Raw genomic sequence first — 20,036 nt, forward strand, 5'->3', positions numbered from 1 at the left:
TCTCTTGGAACGACAGCTCCGGATGCCGGTGCAGATCGATGTACAGCGCTTCGAGGTCGATCGTCATGAGCCGAGCCTAGCCGCGGCTGTTGTCGCGCCGTCAGCCGGGCAGGCGAGCGGTGGAGCCGCGGACGATGAGCTCGAAGGGCAGCTCGCCGGGACGGTGCGTCGGAGCCTCGTCCTCTGCCGCCTCCAGCGCCGCGAGCATCGCGTCCGCCGCACGCTCGCCCTGGCCCATCGGGAACTGGTCGACGGTCGTCAGCCGGAAGAACTCGCCCAGCTCGTGGCCGTCGATGCCGATCACCGAGAGGTCCTCGGGCACGCGGTAGCCGAGGTCGCGGGCGGCCAGGAGCGCCCCGATGGCCATCTCGTCGGATGCCGCGAAGATGGCCGTCGGACGCCCTCCGGGCTTGCCCAGCAGCTGCTTGGCGGCGCGGAAGCCGCCTTCGATCGTGAAGTCGGCCGGCTCGAACAGAGAAGGGATGACCTCGATGCCGGCATCCGCGAGCGCCTGCTCGAAGCCCTGGCGCCGCTGGGTCGGGATGTGGAAGTCGATGTCGAACTCGGGGCTCGCGCCGATGTGCGCGATCTCGCGATGCCCGAGCGCCAGCAGGTGCTCGGTGGCCAGTCGCGCGACCGCGACGTCGTCGACCGTGAGGGTCGTCAGGCGCGGATTCGGGCCGCCGATCGCGATCACCGGCAGGTCGAGCTCGACGAGCCGCTCGGTCTCTTCGTCGCCGAGTTCGAGCGAGATCGCGATCACGCCGTCGACGCGGCCGCGGCGCAGGAATGTGTCGAACACGTCGTGGCGCTCGCCGCGGTCGGCGGTGAGGCTGTACAGCGTGATGTCGTAGCCGCGGCGCATGAGCGCCGACGCGATGCCGCTCAGCACCGTGGAGAAGAACCAGCGGTCGAGGAACGGCACCAGCACGCCGATGTTGCGCGTGCGCCCCGAAGCCAGGCTCGACGCCGACGCCGACACGACGTATCCCAGGTCCTTGGCGGCCGCCTCGACCTTCGCCTTCGCGCCGGCCGAGACATGGCCGCGCCCGCTCAGCGCGCGCGAGACGGTCGCCGTCGAGACGCCCGCCGCGCGGGCGACCTCGTCGATGCTGACCACGTCGTCACCTGGCTTTCACAGAGTTGATTGGATGCTTCGTCTCGTGCCTCGCTCAGCACAAGTGCCGGCGGCCCTCGCCGTCCGTCAGAGCGCGTCCGCCACCCAGACGGCCGTGTCGGCCGGGATCACGTCGGTGACGGGACCGCTCGCCGCGATCACGATACCGCTCGGCAGCGCGACAGGCTCGGAACCGGTGTTCGCCACGACCGTGACATTCCCGTTGCGGAATGCGACGGCATCCGGTCCGTAGCCCTCGAGCCACTCGAGCGAACCCGCGCCGAGACCGCGCGCGCGGCGCTCGGCGAGCAGCGTGCGGTAGAGCTCGAGGGTGGAGCCGGCGACGCCCGCCTGCGCATCGCGGGCGAGTCCCGCCCACTCCGCGGGCTGCGGCAGCCACGAGGCGCCGCTGTCGTTGAAGCCGTAAGCCGGGCCCTCCGCCGTCCACGGGATCGGCACGCGGCAGCCGTCGCGGCCGTAGCGCTCGCCGTTGGTGCGGAACCACGTGGGATCCTGGCGGGCTTCGCCGGGGATGTCGATGACCTCGGGCAGACCGAGCTCCTCGCCCTGGTACAGGTACGCCGAGCCGGGCAGTGCCAGCATGAGGGTCGTCGCGGCGCGGGCGCGCGCGAGACCGACCTCGGGGATCGGCTGACCGGGGGAGTCCGGGCCGATGCCGTGGCCCTGCGGGTTCTCGGCGGTCAGCGCGAGGCGCGATGCGTGGCGCACGACGTCGTGGTTCGACAGCACCCACGTCGACGGCGCGCCGACGCCGGGGAACGCGCGCAGCGACAGGTCGATCACGGCGCGCAGGTCGGCCGCATCCCATTCCGTCTGCAGGTAGGGGAAGTTGAACGCCTGGTGCATCTCGTCGGGGCGCACCCACTCGGCGGTGCGCTCGGCGGTCGGCAGCCACGCCTCGGCGGCCAGGGCCCGGTCGCCCTGGTACTCCTCGAGGATCTTGCGCCAGTCGCGGTACACCTCGTGCACGGTGTCCTGGCCCCAGTACGGCACGTTCTCCTCTTCGCCGCCCATCGAGCCGGCGTCGGGGTTCGGGATGTAGTCCGGAAGACCCTCGGCCTTCATGAGCCCGTGGGCGACGTCGACGCGGAAGCCGTCGACGCCGCGGTCGAGCCAGAAGCGCAGGATGCGGCGGAACTCTTCGCGCACGACCTCGTTCGACCAGTCGAAGTCGGGCTGCGACGAGTCGAACAGGTGCAGGTACCACTGCCCGGGTCGGCCGTCGGCCTCGACCACGCGGGTCCACGCGGGGCCGCCGAAGACGGACTCCCAGTTGTTGGGAGGCAGTTCGCCGTGCTCGCCCTTGCCGTCGCGGAACATGTAGCGGGCGCGCTCGGGGCTGCCGGGCGCGGCGGCGAGTGCCTCCTGGAACCACACGTGCTGGTCGGAGGAGTGGTTCGGGACCAGATCCACGATGACGCGGATGCCGCGGGCGTGCGCCGCAGCGAGCATCTCGTCGAAGTCGGCCAGCGTGCCGAACAGCGGGTCGACGTCGCAGTAGTCGCTGACGTCGTAGCCGGCGTCCTTCTGCGGCGAACGCTGGAAGGGGCTCAGCCAGATGGCGTCGATGCCGAGGGTCTGCAGGTCGTCGAGGCGCGACGTGATGCCCGGCAGGTCGCCGATGCCGTCGCCCGAGGCGTCCGCGAACGAGCGCGGGTAGATCTGGTAGATCACGGCCGTGCGCCACCACTCCGAGCCGACGGTGGTGAGAAACGCGTCCGTGCGCTCAGCGGTCTCTGCGGAAGTCATTCGCCCAGCATACTGCAAGCGCTTACATCGCCGTTCCGGCGCCTCTCCCGTCGTCATCCGAGGGCCCGGCGGGGGAGTGCTGCGAGGACCGGCGTAGGGTGAAACGCGTGTCCGAAGCCCTGACCCGCGCCGAGTCGCTCATCCGCACGATCCCCGACTACCCCGAGCCGGGCGTGCTGTTCCGCGACATCACGCCGCTGCTGGCGGATGCCTCGGCCCTGCGCACGGTCATCCACGCGATGATCGCCCCCTTCGAGGGCTCGTTCGACGTCGTCGCCGGCGTCGAGGCACGCGGTTTCCTGCTCGCGGGCGCGGCCGCCATGGAGGCGGGCGCCGGCCTCGTGCCGATCCGCAAGGCCGGCAAGCTGCCCCTGCCGGCGGCATCCGTCAGCTACGCCCTCGAATACGGCACCGCGACCATCGAGGCGCACGATGACATCACGGCCGGGATGCGCGTGCTGCTGGTCGACGACGTGCTCGCCACCGGCGGCACACTGGTCGCCGCGCACGAGCTCGTCGCCGCGCTCGGCGGCACGGTCGCCGGAACCGCCGTGCTCATGGAGCTCACCGCCCTCGGCGGCCGTGAGGTCGTCGGCGACGTCCACACGGTGTTCACCGCCTGACGTCCAGAACGCGATCGGCGTCAGTCGAGGCATCGTCGGACCGAGGGGCTCACAGGGTGCCCGCGCCCAGGTTGATCGGGCTGTCGGCGATGTTGCCGACGATGCCCCGGATGATCCCGGTGCCGTCGGCGCCCCGCAGGCTCGCGTACCAGGCGGCCGTCGCCTCCGGATCGTAGCCGTGGGTCTCGTCTCCACGCCGCCGCGCGCGCAGCACCAGCTCGCCGGCGCGCTCGGTGCGGCTGCGCTCATAGCGTCGCAGCGTGTCTTCGACGCTCACGGTGTTCGTGGCGACGGCGATGCCCAGGGCGAAGGTGTCTTCGAGCGCAGAGCAGGCCCCCTGGCCGATGTCGGGAGCGGTGTTGTGCGCGGCGTCGCCGAGGATCGCGACCCGGCCGCGAGCCCACGTGTGGAACGGGTCGATGTCCCAGATCTCCACGCGGTTGAGCGACACAGCGGGGTCGATCGCGCCGATCAGCGAGCGGACGCCGGGGGCCCAGCCGCCGAACGCCTCGACCAGCGGCGCGACGCCGTCGGCCCGGTCGTACGGCACGCCCGCCGGCTGCGGCACATCGAACCAGAAGTAGAACCGGTCGCCCTGCACGGGCATCACGGCGGCGCGCTTGCCCTCGGCCACATAGGTCGTCCATTGGTCGGCAGGGCCGATCGCCGTGTCGACGGGCACGAGCCCGTTGAAGTTGGTGTAGCCCGAGTAGGCGCGCTGGATCCTCGGGGCCCCATCGCGCTCCGTCACGTGGTCGCGGGTGATCGAGCGCGCACCGTCGGCTCCGATCAGCATGTCGGCGGAGTCGGTGGAGCCGTCGGCGAAGGTCGCCGTCACCGTGGCGCCGTCGTCGGCGATCCCGACCAGCTGCATGCCCAGGCGGATGCGGCTCATGCCGAACTCGCGCATGAGGAGCGCCTGCAGATCGGCCCGCGCGACCGGGTAGGGCCGCTGTCCGGTCTGCTCGGTCACCGGGTTCAGGCTGAACCGGCACAGCTGCTCGCCGGTGTGCCCGTCGAGATACGCCATGTTGTCCATGCGCCCGCCGAGTGCGGCGACCTCGTCGCGCAGCCCCAGCCAGTTGAGCACCTTGACGCCGTTCGACCAGAGCGACAGCGCCGCACCGACGGGCTTGTTCTCGCGCATGCGGTCGTAGATCACGACCTCGTGTCCGAGCTTCCTGAGCGCGATCCCCGCACTCGTGCCGCCGATCCCGGCACCGATGATGATGACCTTCAACGGGTGCCGCCGGACATGCCCATCCGGGTGAGCACGATGCTCTCCGCCACCTGGACGACGTTGTAGAGCACGAGCGTGATCAGCGTGATGATCGCGATCGCGCCCCACAGCTGGGCGAACTGGGCCTGCGCGTTGAACTTCAGGATGGCGCCGCCGATGCCGAGCCCCGTCGACAGCCACTCGGCCAGCAGCGCGCCGGTGACCGCGGCGGGCACCGACACGCGTGCCGCGGCGAACGCCGAGGGCATGGCTCCCGGAAGATTGACCTTGCGCAGGGCCATGGACCGGCTCCCGCCGAAGACGTGCACGACGTCCAGACTCTGCCGGCTGGCGCGGCTCAGCCCGAACAGCACGTTCGCGAGCGCGGGGAAGAGCACGACGATCGTGCCGATGACCGCCACCGACGCCGTCGTGCCGCGACCGGTGATGAGGATGATGACGGGGGCGATGGAGACGAGCGGGATCGTGCGCAGCAGCAGCACGAGGGGCATGACGCCGGCCTCGACGGACTTCGACAGGCTGAACGCGATCGCGAGGGCGACCGCGACGATCATGCCGACGACGAACCCCACGACCGCGTCGAGGAGCGTCTGCCCCACCAGCGGGAACAGCAGCTCGCGGTGCGCTGCGGCATCCTCGTCGACGAACAGGTAGTCCCAGACGTCGAGCGGGCCCTTCGCGACGTACGGCGAGATGCCGGTGAAGCTCACGACGGCCTGCCAGAGCACGAGCAGCACCACGATCGTGAGGAGGGCGTTGCCGAGCGCTCGGAGCACAGCACGCGACAGCGCACGACGACGGTCGGCGCGCAGGCGCGCCTGCGCCGCGGCGTCCGCCGCGAGCACGAGCTGCGCCGTCGGGGCCGCGGGCGGGTGAGCGGTGTCGACGGGTTCGGTCCTCGGTGTCATGACGGCCTCCCGGCGACCCACGGTGTGACGAATCTGACGAGGAGCCCGACCAGGCCGTACGCGGTCAGCGCGATCACCCCGCACAGCAGGAACACCGACCACACGCCTGCAGAGTCGAGCTGGCCCTGCAGCCGGATGAGGGTCGGGCCCACCCCGGCCGTGATCGAGCCGAGATACTCGCCGAGCACGGCGCCGAGGAACGCGGTCGGCACCGCGATCTGCAGCGCGTTGAGGATCGACGGGAGGGCGGCGACCAGGCGCACCTTGACGAGCTGCGTCCAGACGCCGCCGCCGAAGACGCGCACGACGTCGAGGGACGCCTTGTCGGCGGACGTGAATCCCAGGATCGAGCCCACCACCGTTGTGAAGACGCAGACGATCGCGGCGAGGAAGATCGCCGTCGCCGAGGGGTCGCCGGGGTTCTTCGCGCCGCCGACGACGACGATCGAGATCCCGCCGATCGCGACGATCGGCAGGCAGTACGTGACGACCGCGATCTGCGTGATCAGCGTCTCGAGCCGTGGCACCAGCAGCACCAGGGCGGCGAGCACGAGGGCGATGCCGTTGCCCCAGGCGTACCCGATCGCCGCCGCGGTGATCGTGGGCTGGAAGACGCTCCAGGCGCCGAGGATGTTCCCCTGCAGGAAGAGCCAGTCGAAGACGGCCCACGGCGAGGGGACGGGGGTGAACGTCGTCCCCTCCCGCTCCTGGAACGCGAGGAGCGAGAAGACCCACCACAGCAGGAGCAGGGCGCCGCCGCCGATGAGCGCCGAGGCCCACCCGGGGATGCGTGCGCGGCTCATTGCTCAGGCCTCGGCTTCGGCGCGGCCGTCCGCGCCGAAGAGCAGCTCCGAGGCGCGGTCGACGAGGGCGTGGAACTCGGGGGTGCGCATCATCTCCGGCGTGCGCGGGCGCGGCAGGTCGACCTCGATGATCTCCTTGATCCGGCCCGGCCGCGGCGACATGACCGCGACCCGGTCGGCGAGGAAGATCGCCTCGCTGATGCCGTGCGTCACGAGCAGCGTCGTCGCGGGCTTCTCGGTCCAGATGCGCAGTAGCTCGAGGTTGAGGTTCTGCCGCGTCATGTCGTCGAGCGCGCCGAACGGCTCGTCGAGCAGCAGCACCGACGGCTTCAGCACGAGCGCGCGGGCGATCGAGGCGCGCTGGCGCATGCCACCCGACAGCTGCGCCGGCTTCGCCGACGCGAAGTCCCTGAGGCCGACGAGCTCGATGAGCTCATCGACGTAGTCCTTGTCGACGGAGCGTCCGGCGACCTCGAACGGCAGCTCGATGTTCTTGCGGATGCTGCGCCACGGCAGCAGGGCGTGGTCCTGGAACGCGATGCCGAGTTCGCTGCCGGCGCGCATCTGGTCGGGCGTCTCGCCGTCCACGAGCACCGTGCCGGTGGAGGGTCGCTCGAGGGCCGCGAGGATGCGCAGGATGGTCGACTTGCCGCAGCCGGACGGACCGAGGAGCGCCAGGAACGAGCCCTTCTCGGTGTGAAGGTCCGTTCCCTCGAGTGCGAGCAGGGACTTGCCCCCTCGCAGCGGGAACGACTTCGAGACCCCTGTGATCTGGATGCCGGTGCCCGTGAGGGCACCGGCATCCAGGTTCTGTGAAACTGTCATGATCCCTACGGGAGGTAGTCCTTGAGCTCGGGCTGCTCTTCGTAGATCGAGTCGATGATCGACGTGTCGAAGAGCTGGTCGGCCTTCAGATCCCAGCCGGAGGCCTTGAGCGAGGCGAGCGTCTGCTTCTGGAGGTCGTCCGAGATGGTGAACAGGCCGTTCTTCTCGGTCTCGTCGGTGGAGATGAGCAGCTTCTCGGCTTCGATCGCCTTGCCGGTCTTCTCGGGGTCGAGGTCGCCGAAGGTCAGGTCGCCCGCGGCCGCCGACTCGTTGTAGTGCTTCACGACGACGTCGACGGTGTCGGCGGTCTCCGCCTTGTAGACGTCGGTCCAGCCCTTGATCTCGGCGATGAGGAACGCCTTCAGAAGGTCCTTGTTCTCGGCCAGGTACTGGTCGGTGACCGAGAACGTCTCTGCGACGTACGGAAGACCGTTCTCGGCGTAGGCGAGGTTGGTCACCGGGTAGCCCGACAGCTCGACCGTGATCGCCTCGTTCGTGAGGTACGCCATGAAGCCGTCGACCTCGCCGTTGATGAGCGGCGTCGGGTCGAAGTCGACGGGGACGATCGTCAGCTCGCTCTCGTCGATGTCGTTGGCCGCGAGGAGTGCCTTGAAGACCGAGGCGTTCGAGTCCTGCACGCCGATCTTCTTGCCCTTGAGGTCTTCGGGCGTCGCGATGTCGGCGCCGTCCTTGAGCGAGAGGATCGTGAAGGGGTTCTTCTGGAAGGTCGCCCCGATGATCTTCAGCGGCGCGTCCTGCTCGGCGACTGCGGCGCCGATCGAGGCGGCGTCGCTCAGCGCGACCTGCACCGAGCCCGAGAGCAGCTTGGCGACCCCCGTGTCGGGGCCGGCGACGCCGGTGACCTCCGAGAACCCGGCCTCGTCGTAGTAGCCGTTGTCGTAGGCGTAGAACTCGCCGGCGAACTCCTCGTTCTTGATCCAGGAGTACTGCACGCTGATGTCGCCGTACGATGCCGCCTCGCCGTCGTCGGTCGAGCCGGGAGCGGCCGTCCCGCCGGAGGCGCAGCCGGCCAGGACGAGGGCGGTGGCGAGGAAGGCGGCCGCGCCGGCCGCGAGACGGCCGTGCCGCCCCAGGTTGCTGTGTCGTGCCATCGGGTGTGGCTTCCCTTCGTGCGATGTGATCACGCCGACGCTAGGCCCGCGGCGTTTCGGCCGGTGCGTCTGGACGTTTCGGCGGTGTGACGGTTGATGCCGGATGCCGGGGGTCGCGGCATCCGGAACCGCTCACGACTCTGCGACGCCCTGCATCAGACGCCACACCCGTTCGCGCGTGAAGGGCTGCTGGAAGGGCCGTCTGCCGATCGCGCGCGCGATCGCATTGCCGACCGCCGCCGCGACCGGGTTGTACGGGGACTCGCTCATCGACTTCGCCCCGAACGGGCCCACGGTGTCCCTCGTGTCGGCGAACAGCACCTCGGTCGGCGGGATGTCGCCGAACTGGGGAACGCGGTACATCCGGAACGCCGGATTGGCCACATGGCCGTCGGCGCCGATCAGGACCTCCTCGTACAGGGCGCTGCCCAGTCCCTGCGCCGCTCCGCCCTCGACCTGGCCGCGCACCTGGGCGGGGTTCATCAGGAACCCCGCATCCGCGGACTGGACGGACTGCAGCACCCGCACCGTGCCGGTGTCGGGATCGACGGCGACCCGGACGGCGTGCACGTTGAACGAGAGGCTGCGTCGGTCGCCGTGCTCGCTGCCGCGGCCGACCAATCCCTCGAGCGTCCGGTGGTCGGCCGGCGCCGCCTGGACGAGGTCGGCGAAGGCGATGAGCCGCCCGGCGACCTCCACACCGCCCGGCGCGAGCCGCGCGTCGGCGCCCGGCGCGGCGGCCGCCGTGCGCGCGCTCGCGAGCATGCGGTCGGCCAGCTCGGCGCACGCCGCGGCGAGGGCCTTGCCGGCGCCGGTGACGCCCGCAGACGCGAAGGCTCCGGTGTCGTGGACGACGAGGTCGGTGTCGGAGGCCCGCAGCTCGATGCGGTCGCCGGCCGCCTGCAGCACGGTCGCCGCGATCTGCCGCAGCACCGTGCTGGTGCCGTTGCCGAACTCGGCCGTGCCCGCTCGCAGCACGATCCTCCCGTCGGGTCGCAGGGTCGCCTCGGTGTGGGCGTGATGGCCGCCCGGCGCCATGGCGGCGATGAACGAGATCGCCATCCCCTCCCCGGTCAGCCAGCCCTCCGGCGCGGCGATCCCGTTGCCGCGGACGAGTGCGTCCTGGGCCAGATCGAGGCACTGGTCGAGGCCGTAGCTGCCCCACACGAGGTCTTCGTCGTGCTCGTCCGTGACGGTCAGGAGCGGGTCGCCCTCTCGCACGGCGTTGATGCGGCGCAGGTCGAACGGGTCGATGCCCAGCTTCTCGGCGAGCATGTCCATCGCGGATTCGACGCCCAGGATCACCTGTCCGAGTCCGTACCCCCGGAACGCGCCGGACGGCACGTTGTTCGTGTAGACGACCTCCGCGTCCACGCGCTTGACCGGGCAGCGGTACACGTTGATGGACTCCGCGCAGCCGTGGAACATGACGCCGATGCCGTGGTTCCCGTACGCGCCGGTGTCGCTGAGCACGTCGAGCTTCATCGCGGTGAGCCTGCCCTCCGCCGTCGCCCCGAGCGTGACCGAGACACGGAACGGATGCCGCACCGAGGCGCGCCGGAACTGGTCGCTCCGCGTGAACTCGTAGGCGACCCGGCGCCCGGTGCGCAGCACCGCGAGGGCGACGAGGTCCTCGACGAACATCTCCTGCTTGCCGCCGAACCCTCCGCCCACGCGGGCGGCGTGCACGCGGATGCGCTCCCGCGGCAGTTCGAACAGACGCGAGAGCTCGTTGCGCACGAGGAAGGGCACCTGGGTGCTGGAGCGGATGACCAGCCGGCCCTCCTCGTCCAGATCGCCGATGGCACCGTGGGTCTCCAGCTGGGCGTGCGAGACCCTGCCGGTGCGCCAGGTCCCCGAGACCGTGACCGCGCTCGCCGCCAGCGCGATGTCGGGGTCGCCGCCGATGCCGTCGTGGAGCGTGGCGAGCACGTTCCGGCCGGCCTCCGCCACGCGGTCCTGCGGGGTGCGGTCGGCGTGGAGGAGCGGAGCCCCCGGCTGCCGCGCAGCCTCCGGGTCGAAGACGGCGGGCAGCTCGTCGTACGCGATCGCGATGAGACGGCAGGCGGCATCGGCGGCTTCGGCGGTCTCGGCCACCACGGCGGCCACCCGCTGCCCGGCGAACCGCACGACATCGTCGAGAAGGCGCGCGTCGTCGGGGTCGTCCTCGCGCAGCTCATGCCGGGCGGTCGAGTACCGCCGGCCGGTGACGTTCTCGTGCGTGAACACCGCCACCACGCCGGGGACGGCGCGCGCCGCCGTCGTGTCGATCGCCGTGATGCGCGCGTGGGCGTGCGGCGAGCCCACCACCCGCAGTACGAGGGCGCCCTCGATGTCGGGGGTGTCGAACGTGTAGGGCTCCCGCCCCTGCACGACGCGTCGTCCCGGTTCGGGCCGCACCGAGGCGCCGACGCCCTCGCCTGCGGTCGCGGCGCATCGATCGCCGGCCCGGTCCGTTCCCGGGCCTGTGCTGCGGACCGGTCCGAGCACCGATGCCTCGATCGCCTCACGGATCGGCCGGTAGCCGGTGCAGCGGCAGAGGTTGCCCTTCATGCGCCGGTCGAGATCGGCGAGATCGTCCGGGAGCAGCGTCGAGGCGGTCACCGCCATCCCCGGGGTGCAGAAGCCGCACTGGAATCCGAAGTGCTCGATCAGCGCGTCCTGCACCGGATGGAGTGCATCTCCCGGCGCGAGACCGGCTGCGGTCGTCACCGAGGCGCCCTCCGCGCGCACCGCAGGGATGATGCAGGAGTGGACGGGCACGCCGTCCACGAGCACCGAGCAGGCGCCGCAATCGCCGGCGTCGCAGCCCTTCTTGACCTCGTGGTGGCCGGCCTCGCGCAGCAGCGTGCGCAGACACTGACCCGGGCGCGGCTCGACGGTCCGGACCCGCCCGTTCACCTCGATCCTCATGCCGCACGCTCCTCGTCGACCAGTTCCCGCCGGATGCGCTCCGCCAGCACCCCGCTCACCCCGCGACGCCAGTCGGCGGCGCCGAGCGGATCGGAGTAGTAGCCGGGCGCGGCGGCGACCGCGGCGGCCAGCGTCGCGGCATCCGGGATCGTCGCGAAGCGCAGCACGACGGGCCGCGCCGTCGCGGCCGTCAGCACCACGACGAAGGCGCCGTCCGTGTCGAGACGCGCGGTCACCACGGCGCCCGAGCGTCCGTGCTCCGCCAGCGCGATCTTGCGCAGGGCCACCCGGGAGCGCAGCGCTCCGGCCGGCACGTCGATGGCGCGGAGCACGTCCCCCGCGCCGAGCGCGTTCTCGCCGTTGCCGGTAACGAGGTCGGCCACCGCGATGGCGTACTCCGTGCCGTCGGGCCGCCAGATCTCCGCCGTGCCGTCGAGGGTGACCGCCAGCGCGGTCATGGAGCCCGCGGCGTACGAGCGGCACACGTTGCCGCCCACCGTCGCCGTGTTCCACACCTTGAACGAGGCCAGCAGCGCGTTCGCGGCGTGCGGGATGAGGGATGCCGCCGCCCAGTCCGCCGGCATCCCAGGGCCCTCGCGCCCCTCGGCCCACGCGACGAGCTGCGCGATCGTGCACGTCGCCCCGATCCGCAGTCCGTGGCCGGTGATCTCGAGCGCCGGCCACGGCATCGTCGTGAGGTCGACGAACCCGGTGATGCCCGGCTGCGGCTCGCTCATGAGCCACGTGCCCCCCGCGATGAAGGCCTCGCCGGGGGCGAGCGCGAGATCGCTGCGCGTGCGCGCCCGCCGGAACGACGTGATCGAGGTGATGTCCATGGCTCTCCCGGCTCAGAGCCTCTCGGCGAGCGAGACGGATGCCGCCGCCACCGCCCGCGCGAGGCGCGTCTCGTCCGCGGTGACGAGGGTCGCGTCCGACACGACGGTCCGTCCGCCGACGTAGAGGCGCTTGAGGGGCGGGAGGGCCCCGAGGCCGAGCGCCGCGACCGGGTCGAGGATGCCGGCGTGCTCCACCCGGTCGACCTGCCACACCGCGATGTCGGCGAGCTTGCCGGGCTCGAGCGAGCCGATCTCGTGATGACGGCCGAGCACGCGTGCGCCGCCCATCGTCGCGATGCGGAGCGCGTCGCGCGCGCTCATGGACTCCGATCCGGTGCGCAGGCGCGCCATCAGCACGGCCTCGCGGATCTCGACACCGAGCTGACCCGATTCGTTCGACGCAGCCCCGTCGACGCCCAGGCCCACCGGAACGCCGGCATCCAGCAGCGCCCGCACCGGGGCGATGCCGGCCGCGAGGCGGGCGTTCGAGGACGGGCAGTGCGCGACACCCGTGCCGGTGGCGGCGTACCGGGCGATCGCCGGCTCGTCGAGGTGCACGCCGTGCGCCATCCAGACGTCGTCGCCGAGCCAGCCGAGATCTTCGAGATACTGCGTGGGCGTGCGGCCGAAGTGCTCGGCGCAGTACGCGTCCTCCTCCACCGTCTCCGACGCGTGGGTGTGCAGCCGTACGTCGAGCGACCGGGCCAGCACGCCCGCCTCGCGCAGCAGGTCGGCGGTCACCGAGAACGGCGAGCACGGGGCGATCGCGATGCGCACCATCGCGTCCGGCGACGGATCGTGGTAGCGCTCGACGGCCTCCTGCGACGCCGCGAGGGCGGCAACCGTCGTCTCCACCGCCGAGTCCGGCGGCAGCCCGCCCTGCGACGCGCCGAGGTCCATCGAGCCGCGCGTGGCGTGCAGCCGGACGCCGACCGTCGACGCCGCGTCGACGATCGACCCGACGATGTCGCCGCCGCCACGGGGGAAGACGTAGTGGTGGTCGCCGACCGTCGTGCAGCCGGAACGGGCGAGCACGGCCATGGCGCCGGCCGCCGCCGTCCCCGTGAGGTCGGCATCGATGCGCGACCACAGCGGGTAGAGCGCGGTGAGCCAGTCGAACAGGATCGAGTCCTGCGCATAGCCGCGCGTGAGCCACTGGTACAGGTGGTGGTGCGTGTTGATGAGCCCCGGGGTCACCAAGCACCCGCGCCCGTCGACGACCTCCGCGTCCGTGCGCAGCGCCTGGTCGGCGCGTCCCGGACCGACGGAGACGATGCGGCCGTCCGCCACGACGACATGGCCGTCCGGGTACTCGGTTCCGCGCTCGTCGACGGTGACGACGTGGGCGTTCTCGATGATCGTGCGGGTCATGGGGCTCCTGGTGATGCGGTGGGCAGGGGAACGGCGGATGATTCGGGCTCGCACGCGGCGCGGACGGGGGATGCCGCGCTCGAGCACGGGTCGCCGGCCCGGGGCGAGCGGCGGTGCAGCGGGCCGGTCCGATCCCGCAGCGGCGCGGCCGAGCCGCCGTGGCGCACCGCGATGATCTCGGCGAGCACCGAGACGGCGGTCTCGTCGGGGCCGGCGCCGCCCAGATCGAGCCCGACGGGGGACCGCAGGCGCGCAAGGTCCTCTTCGTCGACGCCCCGGGCCTCCAGCAGCTCGCGACGACGCGCGACGGTCGATCGTGCTCCCATCGCGCCGACGAAGCCGACGGGCAGCGACAGCGCGGCCGCGAGGGCGGGGACGTCGACGCGCTCGTCATGGGTGAGCACACAGACGGCGGTGCGGTCGTCGAGGCCGCTCCGGTCGAGCGAGGCCAGGTACTCGTGGGGGAGCTCGGCGATCAGCCGGACGGCGCCGGGGAAGCGCTCCGGGGTCACGAGGGTGGGCCAGACGTCGCACACCTCGACGGCGTACCCCGCAGCCGTGGCCACGCGGCACAGGGCCGCGGCATGCTCTCCGGCGCCGACGAGGATGAGGCGGGCGCGCGGCACCGACGTCACGAACAGCACATCGGCCCCGGCGCATGCCCCCGGGAGCATGCGCGACTCGCCGAGGGCCGTGAGCTCGCCGACCGATGCCGGGGACAGGACGCCCCGCAGCTGTGCGGGCGCCAGCATCCGGCCGGCGTCGGCCCCCGACATGACGATCCCGACGGAGGCCGCCCGGCCGCCCGCAGCGGCCGCGAGCTCGGCCTCCACGGCGGAGAACCCGGCGTCGTCGCGTGAGGGGAGAGGGTAGGCGACGACATCCACGCTCCCGCCGCACGCGAGGCCCGCCGCATGCGCGGCGTCGTCGCTGAAGCCCAGCCGCGCCGTCACGGCGGCACCGGTCACTCGCGCGGAGTGCGCGAGCACGATGGCGTCGCCCTCTACGCAGCCGCCCGAGATCGAGCCGAGCACGCGCCCCTCGGCCGTGACGGCCATCGTGGCGCCCACGCCGCGCGGCGCGCTGCGAGCGACGCCGGCGACCGTCACCGCTGCCACGGCCGCGCCGGAGCGCAGCAGGGGCAGCAGGTCGCCGGCGAGTTCGAGCATCCCGTCACGCTAGGTGCGGCGTGTTTCGCACGGGCTACGCTGACGTGACGTGGCGTACCGAGTTCGGACGGAGGCCGATGCGCACGACCGGGATCGTCCTCGCGGCCGGCGCCGGAACGCGGTTCGGCGGCCCGAAGGGGCTCGCGCTCTCCCGTGACGGCGTGCCCTGGGTGCAGAGCGCCGTCGGGATGCTCCGCGCCTCCGGGGCCCGCGACGTCGTGGTGGTCGTGGGCGCGGAGGCCGACGCGGTCGCGGCGCTCGTTCCCGCCGGAGCCGTCGTCGTGCACGCGGCCGACTGGGCGGAGGGGATGGCTGCGTCGCTGCGGGCGGGTCTCGCCGCCGCCGCGGACCTGCTCCCCGACGCGGTGGTCGTGACCCTCGTCGACACTCCGGATGCTCCGCCGAGCGCCGTCCGACGCGTCGTGGGCGCGCTCGGTCCCGAGCCGGCGAACGGCCTCGCCCAAGCGGTCTACCGGGGGCGGCCGGGGCACCCCGTGGCGATCGGATCCGCTCACCTCACCGCCGTGGCGGCCGCCCTCGTGGGGGACCGCGGCGCCCGCTCGTATCTCGTCGCCCACGGAGCCGCGGAGGTCGAGTGCGGCGATCTGTGGTCTGGCGCCGACGTCGACGAGCCGGTGCGTGGGCTCCCAGATCGGAGCTGAGGCGCGCACCGTCTCACGGGCCGCCCTGGCGCGTCGTCATTCCGGCCGCTTCGACTCCGGTGTGACCGGGGTGGTGCCGGTGACGGGTCCGAAATGCGGGATCCGTGCGGGAGGCTCGCCCCGCGACGGGTGCGGGACGGGCGCCTCCGGGACGACGGCATCCTGCTCGAACGGGATGAGCCGCTCGGCGTGCGCGTCGCGGGGGAACCGGCGGCCGGTCACGGCGTTCGCCGTCACCTTCATGGCGAAGAACTTCGCGGTGGGGCTCCACGACGCGAGCCGGCGAACCCCGCTGTCGCGGATCTCGTCGTCGCGCATCACGCGTTCGGCGCGACCGCGGACCACCACGCTCCACACCATGTCGTCCGTCACGTCGTCCACCTCGTAGGCGACGAACGGGTGCGCGGCGATGTGCAGCAGCTTGGCGTCCCGCGCGGTGCGGATGAACAGCGCGCCCTCATGCGCGAGGTGATTGACCGGAAAGACGTCCGGGGCGCCGTCCGCGTGGATCACCGCCAGGCGTCCGTACTCGGCCCGCTCCAGGTAGTCCCAGCACTCGGATGCCGACAGGCGCTCCACTCCCGGGGTGCGTGCGGCTCGCGAGGGTTCGTTCATCGGCTGACCTCCGTCCCTCTCTTCCGTCCTACTCCAGGCGGACGAGGAACTGAAGGGGCCCGGCCGATCCGGCCGCCGGCTCAGAGCAGCGTGACGACGAGGATCGCCGCGCCGCCGAAGGCGCACCAGCCGCGGACGTGATTGCCGACCGTCCACTGGCGCGCGGTCGCGCGCCAGGTGCGCTGCGCGGCGGCGTCGTCCGGCGAGGTGGTGCGTGTGGCGGGTCAGCCGCCGAGCACCACGTTGAGCGGCGGCTCGCCGGCGGCGAGGCGTTCGATCTGGGTGCGCACGAGTCGCGCGATGCGCGGGCGCATGGCGCTGGAGGCGCCGCCGACGTGCGGGGTGACGAGCACGCCGGGAAGGCTCCACAGCGGGTGGCCCTCGGGGAGCGGCTCGGGTGCCGTCACGTCGAGCGCCGCACGGATGCGGCCGCGTCGCACGTGGTCGACCAGCGCATCCGTGTCGACGAGCGAGCCCCGGCCGACGTTGACGACCAGCGCGCCATCGGGGAGCGCCGAGAGGAACGCGTCGTCGACGAGGTTCTCGGTGGCGGCGCCTCCCGGCAGCGTGAGGATCACGATCTCGGCGCGGGGGAGCAGCTCGGGCAGCTCGTCGACGCCGTGCACGGCGACACCGTCCTCGTCTCGTGCACGCGAGGCCACCGCGGTCAGCTCCACCTCGAACGGCGCGAGCCGCGCGGCGACGGCCTTGCCGACACCGCCGTAGCCGAGCAGCAGCACGCGGCGGTCGGCGAGGCTCTGCGCGAACACCGGAGCCCATGTGCCGGCTGCCGTGTCGACGGCGAAGCGGTCGATGTGGCGCTGCGCGGCGATGGCCAGCCCGACGGCGAGCTCGGCGGTCGAGGTCTCGTGCACCGACGCGGCGTTCGCGAACGTCAGGCCGTCGGGCAGCAGGTCGGCCACGCCGTCGTACCCGATCGACTGGCTCTGCACGAGCCCCACCTCGACGCCGTCGAGGCGCTCGAGCACGCGCGTCATCGACATGTACGGCGGCACGACGATGTCGAACCGGTCGCGCGGGGCGGCGGCATCCATCGGCCAGATCACGAGCTCGACGTTGTCGGGCAGTTCGCCCAGATCGGCGGCGAGCTGCTCGGTGGGGACGCTGACGACGAGATTCTGGATGCCGGTGGTCACCCGCTCCACGCTACCGGCGAGGTGCCTGGCCGGGGTCGTCGCGTGACGCTACGCTCGCGTCGAGCGGGGCGCGCGGCCCGAGCGGCCCCTGACCGAGGAGGCTGGCATGGTTCCCGAGATCAACTACTGGGCGGTGCTGCTGGCGACGGCGTCGAGCATGGTCGTCGGTTCGATCTGGTACACGCCGAAGGTGTTCGGCACGCGGTGGGCCAAGCTCGCGAAGGTCGACATGGACCGCCCCGGAGCGACGGCGGTGGTGCCGATCGTGGTCACCGTCATCGTGAGCTTCGTGACGGCGTGGGTGCTCGCCGGAGCGTCGTCGATCGCCTGGCACTTCTACGAGGGCAGCTACCTGCTCGGCGCGCTGGGCACCGGCGTCATCCTGTGGGCGGGCTTCACCGCGGCCCGGTTCATCACGCACGACGCGTTCGAGGGACGCCCGTCGTCGCTCACGGTGCTGAACATCGCGCACGAGCTCGTGACGATCCTCGTGATGGCGGTGATCATCGGCGTCTGGCCGCCCGCCGGGACCGTCTAGGAGCGTCAGGCCGCCTGGGCGACGACGGCGGCGATCGCCGACGAGAAGAAGCCGAGGCCGTCGACGCCCGACCGCATCGCGGCGGCGGTGTCGGGGCCGAAGCCCGGCTCGACGGCGTGCTCGGGGTGCGGCATGAGGCCGACGACGTTGCCGCGCTCGTTGGTGAGGCCGGCGATGTCGCGCAGCGACCCGTTCGGGTTCACGCCGAGGTAGCGGAAGGCGACGAGACCCTCGCCCTCGAGGCGGTCGAGCTCGGACTCCGAGGCGATGTAGCCGCCGTCGGCGTTCTTCAGCGGGATGACGATCTCCTGCCCCGTCGCGAAGTCGCTCGTCCAGGCGGTGTCGTTGTTCTCGACGCGCAGGCGCTGGTCGCGGCGGATGAACTGCTGGTGGGCGTTGCGGATCAGCCCGCCGGGCAGCAGGTGCGCCTCGACGAGCATCTGGAACCCGTTGCAGATGCCGAGGATGGGCATGCCCTTGGCTGCGGCATCCTTCACCTCGGCCATGATCGGTGCGAGCGCCGCGATCGCGCCGGCACGCAGGTAGTCGCCGTAGCTGAAGCCGCCGGGCAGGACGAGCGCGTCCACGCCCTCGAGGTCGTGCGAGCCGTGCCACAGCGCGACCGGCTCGGCGCCGGCGACCTGGATGGCGCGCTGCGCGTCGCGGTCGTCGAGCGAGCCGGGGAAGGTGATGACGCCGATGCGGGCGGTCATTCCACGACCTCGACGCCCACGACGTCCTCGATGACCGAGTTCGACAGGATCTCGTCGGCGACGCGACGGGCCTCGGCGAGGAGCTCGTCGGTGACCTCGCCCTCGACGGTCAGTTCGAACCGCTTGCCGATGCGGACGCCGGTGAAGTCCGAGACTCCGAGCCGCGCGAATGCGCCGGCCACGGCCTTCCCCTGGGGGTCCAGCAGTTCGGCCTTGGGCATGACGTCGACGACGATGGTGGGCATGTGACAGCTCCGGATGTCGCGGGCAGGGGTCTCCTCCAGTCTAGAGCCCCCGGCATCCACGCTCTTCCGGGGCTCTCGGCGAACTCGTGACACAACCGTGACCCACAGATGGGAGCGCTCCCTTGACTTTCGTGGGAGCGATCCCATAACGTTGCGTCTCGGTTGGTGGGAACGCTCCCACGGCCAGCCGGCACGGCACCCGTCCGAGTCGGTCCTGCAACACAGATCAACCCCTGACAACACAAAGGAGTGACAGTGAACGCACGCGCCTTCCGCAGAAGCGCCGTGGCACTCGCCGCGTTCTCGGCCTCGGCCATCGTCCTCGCCGGCTGCGCCAGCGGCAGCGGCGACAACGCCGGCGGCTCGGACGACCAGATCACGCTGACCGTCGCCACCTTCAACGACTTCGGCTACACCGATGCACTCCTCAAGGAGTACATGGACGAGCACCCGAACGTGAAGGTCGTCCAGAACAAGGCTGCGACGTCGAACGACGCGCGCGCCAACTACTTCCAGAAGCTCGGCAAGAAGGGCCTCGCCGACGTCGAGGCCATCGAGGTCGACTGGCTTCCCGAGGTCATGAAGTACTCCGACCTGCTCGCGCCCGTCCCGGACGACCTGAAGGACCGCTGGCTCGACTGGAAGACCGAAGCGGCCACCGACGCCGACGGCAACCTGATCGGCTACGGCACCGACATCGGCCCGGAGGGCGTCTGCTACCGCAGCGACCTGTTCGCCGCTGCCGGCCTGCCCACCGACCGCGAGTCGGTCGCCACCCTCCTCGAGGGCGACTGGGCGAAGTACTTCGAAGTCGGCGCGCAGTACACCGCGGCGACCGGCAAGGCGTTCTTCGACTCGGCCGGTGGCACGTACCAGGGCATGATCAACCAGGTCGAGGCCGCCTACGAGGACCCGAAGTCGGGCGACATCACCGCGACCGACAATCCCGAGGTCAAGGACATCTACGACCAGGTGACCACCGCCAGCGCCACCCAGTCGGCCCACCTGAGCCAGTGGTCGGACGACTGGTTCGCCGGTCTGTCCAACGGCGCCTTCGCGACGATGCTGTGCCCGGGCTGGATGCTCGGCGTGATCTCGGGCAACGCGCCCGACACCACGACGTGGGACATCGCGAACGTCTTCCCGAACGGCGGCGGCAACTGGGGCGGCTCGTACCTGACCGTCCCCGCCAACGGCCCGCACGTCAAGGAGGCGCAGGAGCTCGCCGACTGGCTGACCTCGCCCGACGCGCAGATCAAGGCCTTCGAGAACGCCGGTACGTTCCCGAGCCAGAGCGAGGCGCTCACCTCCGACACGCTGCTGAGCTCGACCAACGAGTACTTCAACAACGCGCCGGTGGGCCAGATCCTCACCGACCGCGCCAACGCGGTCACGGTCGCGCCCTTCAAGGGTCAGTAC

At 71.8% G+C, this 20,036-nt stretch carries 19 protein-coding genes; 4 read left to right on the plus strand and 15 right to left on the minus strand.

All coding sequences use genetic code 11. From position 1 onward, the window contains the following. Positions 1-100: 100 nt before the first annotated feature. A complete protein-coding gene (locus ACTHNQ_RS00345; RefSeq protein WP_018173815.1) occupies positions 101-1,120 on the minus strand; it encodes a LacI family DNA-binding transcriptional regulator in 1,020 nt (339 codons plus the stop codon). A gap of 84 nt (positions 1,121-1,204) precedes the next feature. Further along, positions 1,205-2,887 (minus strand): glycoside hydrolase family 13 protein, encoded by a 1,683-nt coding sequence (locus ACTHNQ_RS00350; protein WP_440330461.1) that lies wholly within the window; start codon positions 2,885-2,887, stop codon positions 1,205-1,207. A 107-nt stretch (positions 2,888-2,994) separates the two neighbouring features. On the opposite strand from ACTHNQ_RS00350, the gene ACTHNQ_RS00355 reads away from it, so the two are divergent. Beyond that, a complete protein-coding gene (locus ACTHNQ_RS00355) occupies positions 2,995-3,510 on the plus strand; it encodes an adenine phosphoribosyltransferase (protein ID WP_440330462.1) in 516 nt (171 codons plus the stop codon). Positions 3,511-3,559: 49 nt separating this feature from the next. Here ACTHNQ_RS00355 and hpxO read toward each other — a convergent pair whose 3' ends face one another. From hpxO to ACTHNQ_RS00400, 9 genes are all read right to left on the minus strand, one after another. Further along, positions 3,560-4,750, minus strand: coding sequence for an FAD-dependent urate hydroxylase HpxO (hpxO, locus tag ACTHNQ_RS00360; RefSeq protein ID WP_440330463.1), 1,191 nt, complete (start codon positions 4,748-4,750; stop codon positions 3,560-3,562). Continuing rightward, complete coding sequence (locus ACTHNQ_RS00365) at positions 4,747-5,658, minus strand: ABC transporter permease (protein WP_440330464.1); 912 nt, start codon at positions 5,656-5,658, stop codon at positions 4,747-4,749. The genes hpxO and ACTHNQ_RS00365 overlap by 4 nt, the downstream gene beginning before the upstream one ends. Beyond that, positions 5,655-6,461, minus strand: a complete 807-nt coding sequence (locus tag ACTHNQ_RS00370) for an ABC transporter permease (protein WP_440330465.1) — start codon at positions 6,459-6,461, stop codon at positions 5,655-5,657. The genes ACTHNQ_RS00365 and ACTHNQ_RS00370 overlap by 4 nt, the downstream gene beginning before the upstream one ends. 3 nt (positions 6,462-6,464) lie before the next feature. Then, positions 6,465-7,286 carry an ABC transporter ATP-binding protein gene (locus ACTHNQ_RS00375; RefSeq protein WP_440330466.1) on the minus strand — a complete coding sequence of 274 codons (822 nt, stop codon included), beginning with the start codon at positions 7,284-7,286 and terminating at the stop codon, positions 6,465-6,467. A gap of 5 nt (positions 7,287-7,291) precedes the next feature. Next, a complete protein-coding gene (locus ACTHNQ_RS00380; protein WP_018173821.1) occupies positions 7,292-8,398 on the minus strand; it encodes an ABC transporter substrate-binding protein in 1,107 nt (368 codons plus the stop codon). A 132-nt stretch (positions 8,399-8,530) separates the two neighbouring features. Further along, entirely contained in the window at positions 8,531-11,311 is a 2,781-nt protein-coding gene (locus ACTHNQ_RS00385) for a molybdopterin-dependent oxidoreductase (RefSeq protein ID WP_440330467.1), read from the minus strand. Further along, positions 11,308-12,147 (minus strand): FAD binding domain-containing protein, encoded by an 840-nt coding sequence (locus tag ACTHNQ_RS00390; protein ID WP_440330468.1) that lies wholly within the window; start codon positions 12,145-12,147, stop codon positions 11,308-11,310. Before ACTHNQ_RS00390 ends, ACTHNQ_RS00385 begins: the two co-directional genes overlap by 4 nt. 12 nt (positions 12,148-12,159) lie before the next feature. Further along, the gene (locus tag ACTHNQ_RS00395; protein ID WP_440330469.1) at positions 12,160-13,518 is read right to left on the minus strand and encodes an 8-oxoguanine deaminase; all 1,359 of its coding nucleotides are present in this window, start codon (positions 13,516-13,518) and stop codon (positions 12,160-12,162) included. Next, a complete protein-coding gene (locus ACTHNQ_RS00400; protein ID WP_440330470.1) occupies positions 13,515-14,687 on the minus strand; it encodes an XdhC family protein in 1,173 nt (390 codons plus the stop codon). The genes ACTHNQ_RS00395 and ACTHNQ_RS00400 overlap by 4 nt, the downstream gene beginning before the upstream one ends. Positions 14,688-14,764: 77 nt before the next feature. On the opposite strand from ACTHNQ_RS00400, the gene ACTHNQ_RS00405 reads away from it, so the two are divergent. Continuing rightward, positions 14,765-15,349, plus strand: coding sequence for a nucleotidyltransferase family protein (locus tag ACTHNQ_RS00405; protein ID WP_440330471.1), 585 nt, complete (start codon positions 14,765-14,767; stop codon positions 15,347-15,349). Positions 15,350-15,385: 36 nt separating this feature from the next. Here ACTHNQ_RS00405 and ACTHNQ_RS00410 read toward each other — a convergent pair whose 3' ends face one another. Together ACTHNQ_RS00410 and ACTHNQ_RS00415 are read right to left on the minus strand one after the other, a co-directional pair. Next, positions 15,386-15,964, minus strand: coding sequence for a pyridoxamine 5'-phosphate oxidase family protein (locus ACTHNQ_RS00410; protein ID WP_440330472.1), 579 nt, complete (start codon positions 15,962-15,964; stop codon positions 15,386-15,388). A gap of 224 nt (positions 15,965-16,188) precedes the next feature. Next, on the minus strand, positions 16,189-17,121 hold the full coding sequence (locus tag ACTHNQ_RS00415) for a 2-hydroxyacid dehydrogenase (protein WP_440330473.1): 933 nt from the start codon (positions 17,119-17,121) through the stop codon (positions 16,189-16,191). Positions 17,122-17,227: 106 nt separating this feature from the next. Here ACTHNQ_RS00415 and ACTHNQ_RS00420 point away from each other — a divergent pair, with 106 nt between their 5' ends. Then, positions 17,228-17,659: a DUF1761 domain-containing protein gene (locus tag ACTHNQ_RS00420; protein WP_440330474.1), complete on the plus strand. Its 432-nt coding sequence runs from the start codon at positions 17,228-17,230 to the stop codon at positions 17,657-17,659. Positions 17,660-17,664: 5 nt separating this feature from the next. On the opposite strand, the gene purQ is transcribed toward ACTHNQ_RS00420, so the two are convergent. Further along, entirely contained in the window at positions 17,665-18,372 is a 708-nt protein-coding gene (purQ, locus tag ACTHNQ_RS00425) for a phosphoribosylformylglycinamidine synthase subunit PurQ (RefSeq protein WP_440330475.1), read from the minus strand. Next, positions 18,369-18,617: a phosphoribosylformylglycinamidine synthase subunit PurS gene (gene purS, locus ACTHNQ_RS00430; protein ID WP_018173827.1), complete on the minus strand. Its 249-nt coding sequence runs from the start codon at positions 18,615-18,617 to the stop codon at positions 18,369-18,371. Before purS ends, purQ begins: the two co-directional genes overlap by 4 nt. A gap of 255 nt (positions 18,618-18,872) precedes the next feature. Between purS and ACTHNQ_RS00435 the strand changes: the two genes are divergently transcribed. Then, a partial coding sequence (locus ACTHNQ_RS00435) for an ABC transporter substrate-binding protein (protein WP_440330476.1) occupies positions 18,873-20,036 on the plus strand: 1,164 nt, incomplete at its 3' end.

It is taken from the genome of Microbacterium sp. (assembly GCF_051953575.1).
GTDB lineage: Bacteria > Actinomycetota > Actinomycetes > Actinomycetales > Microbacteriaceae > Microbacterium.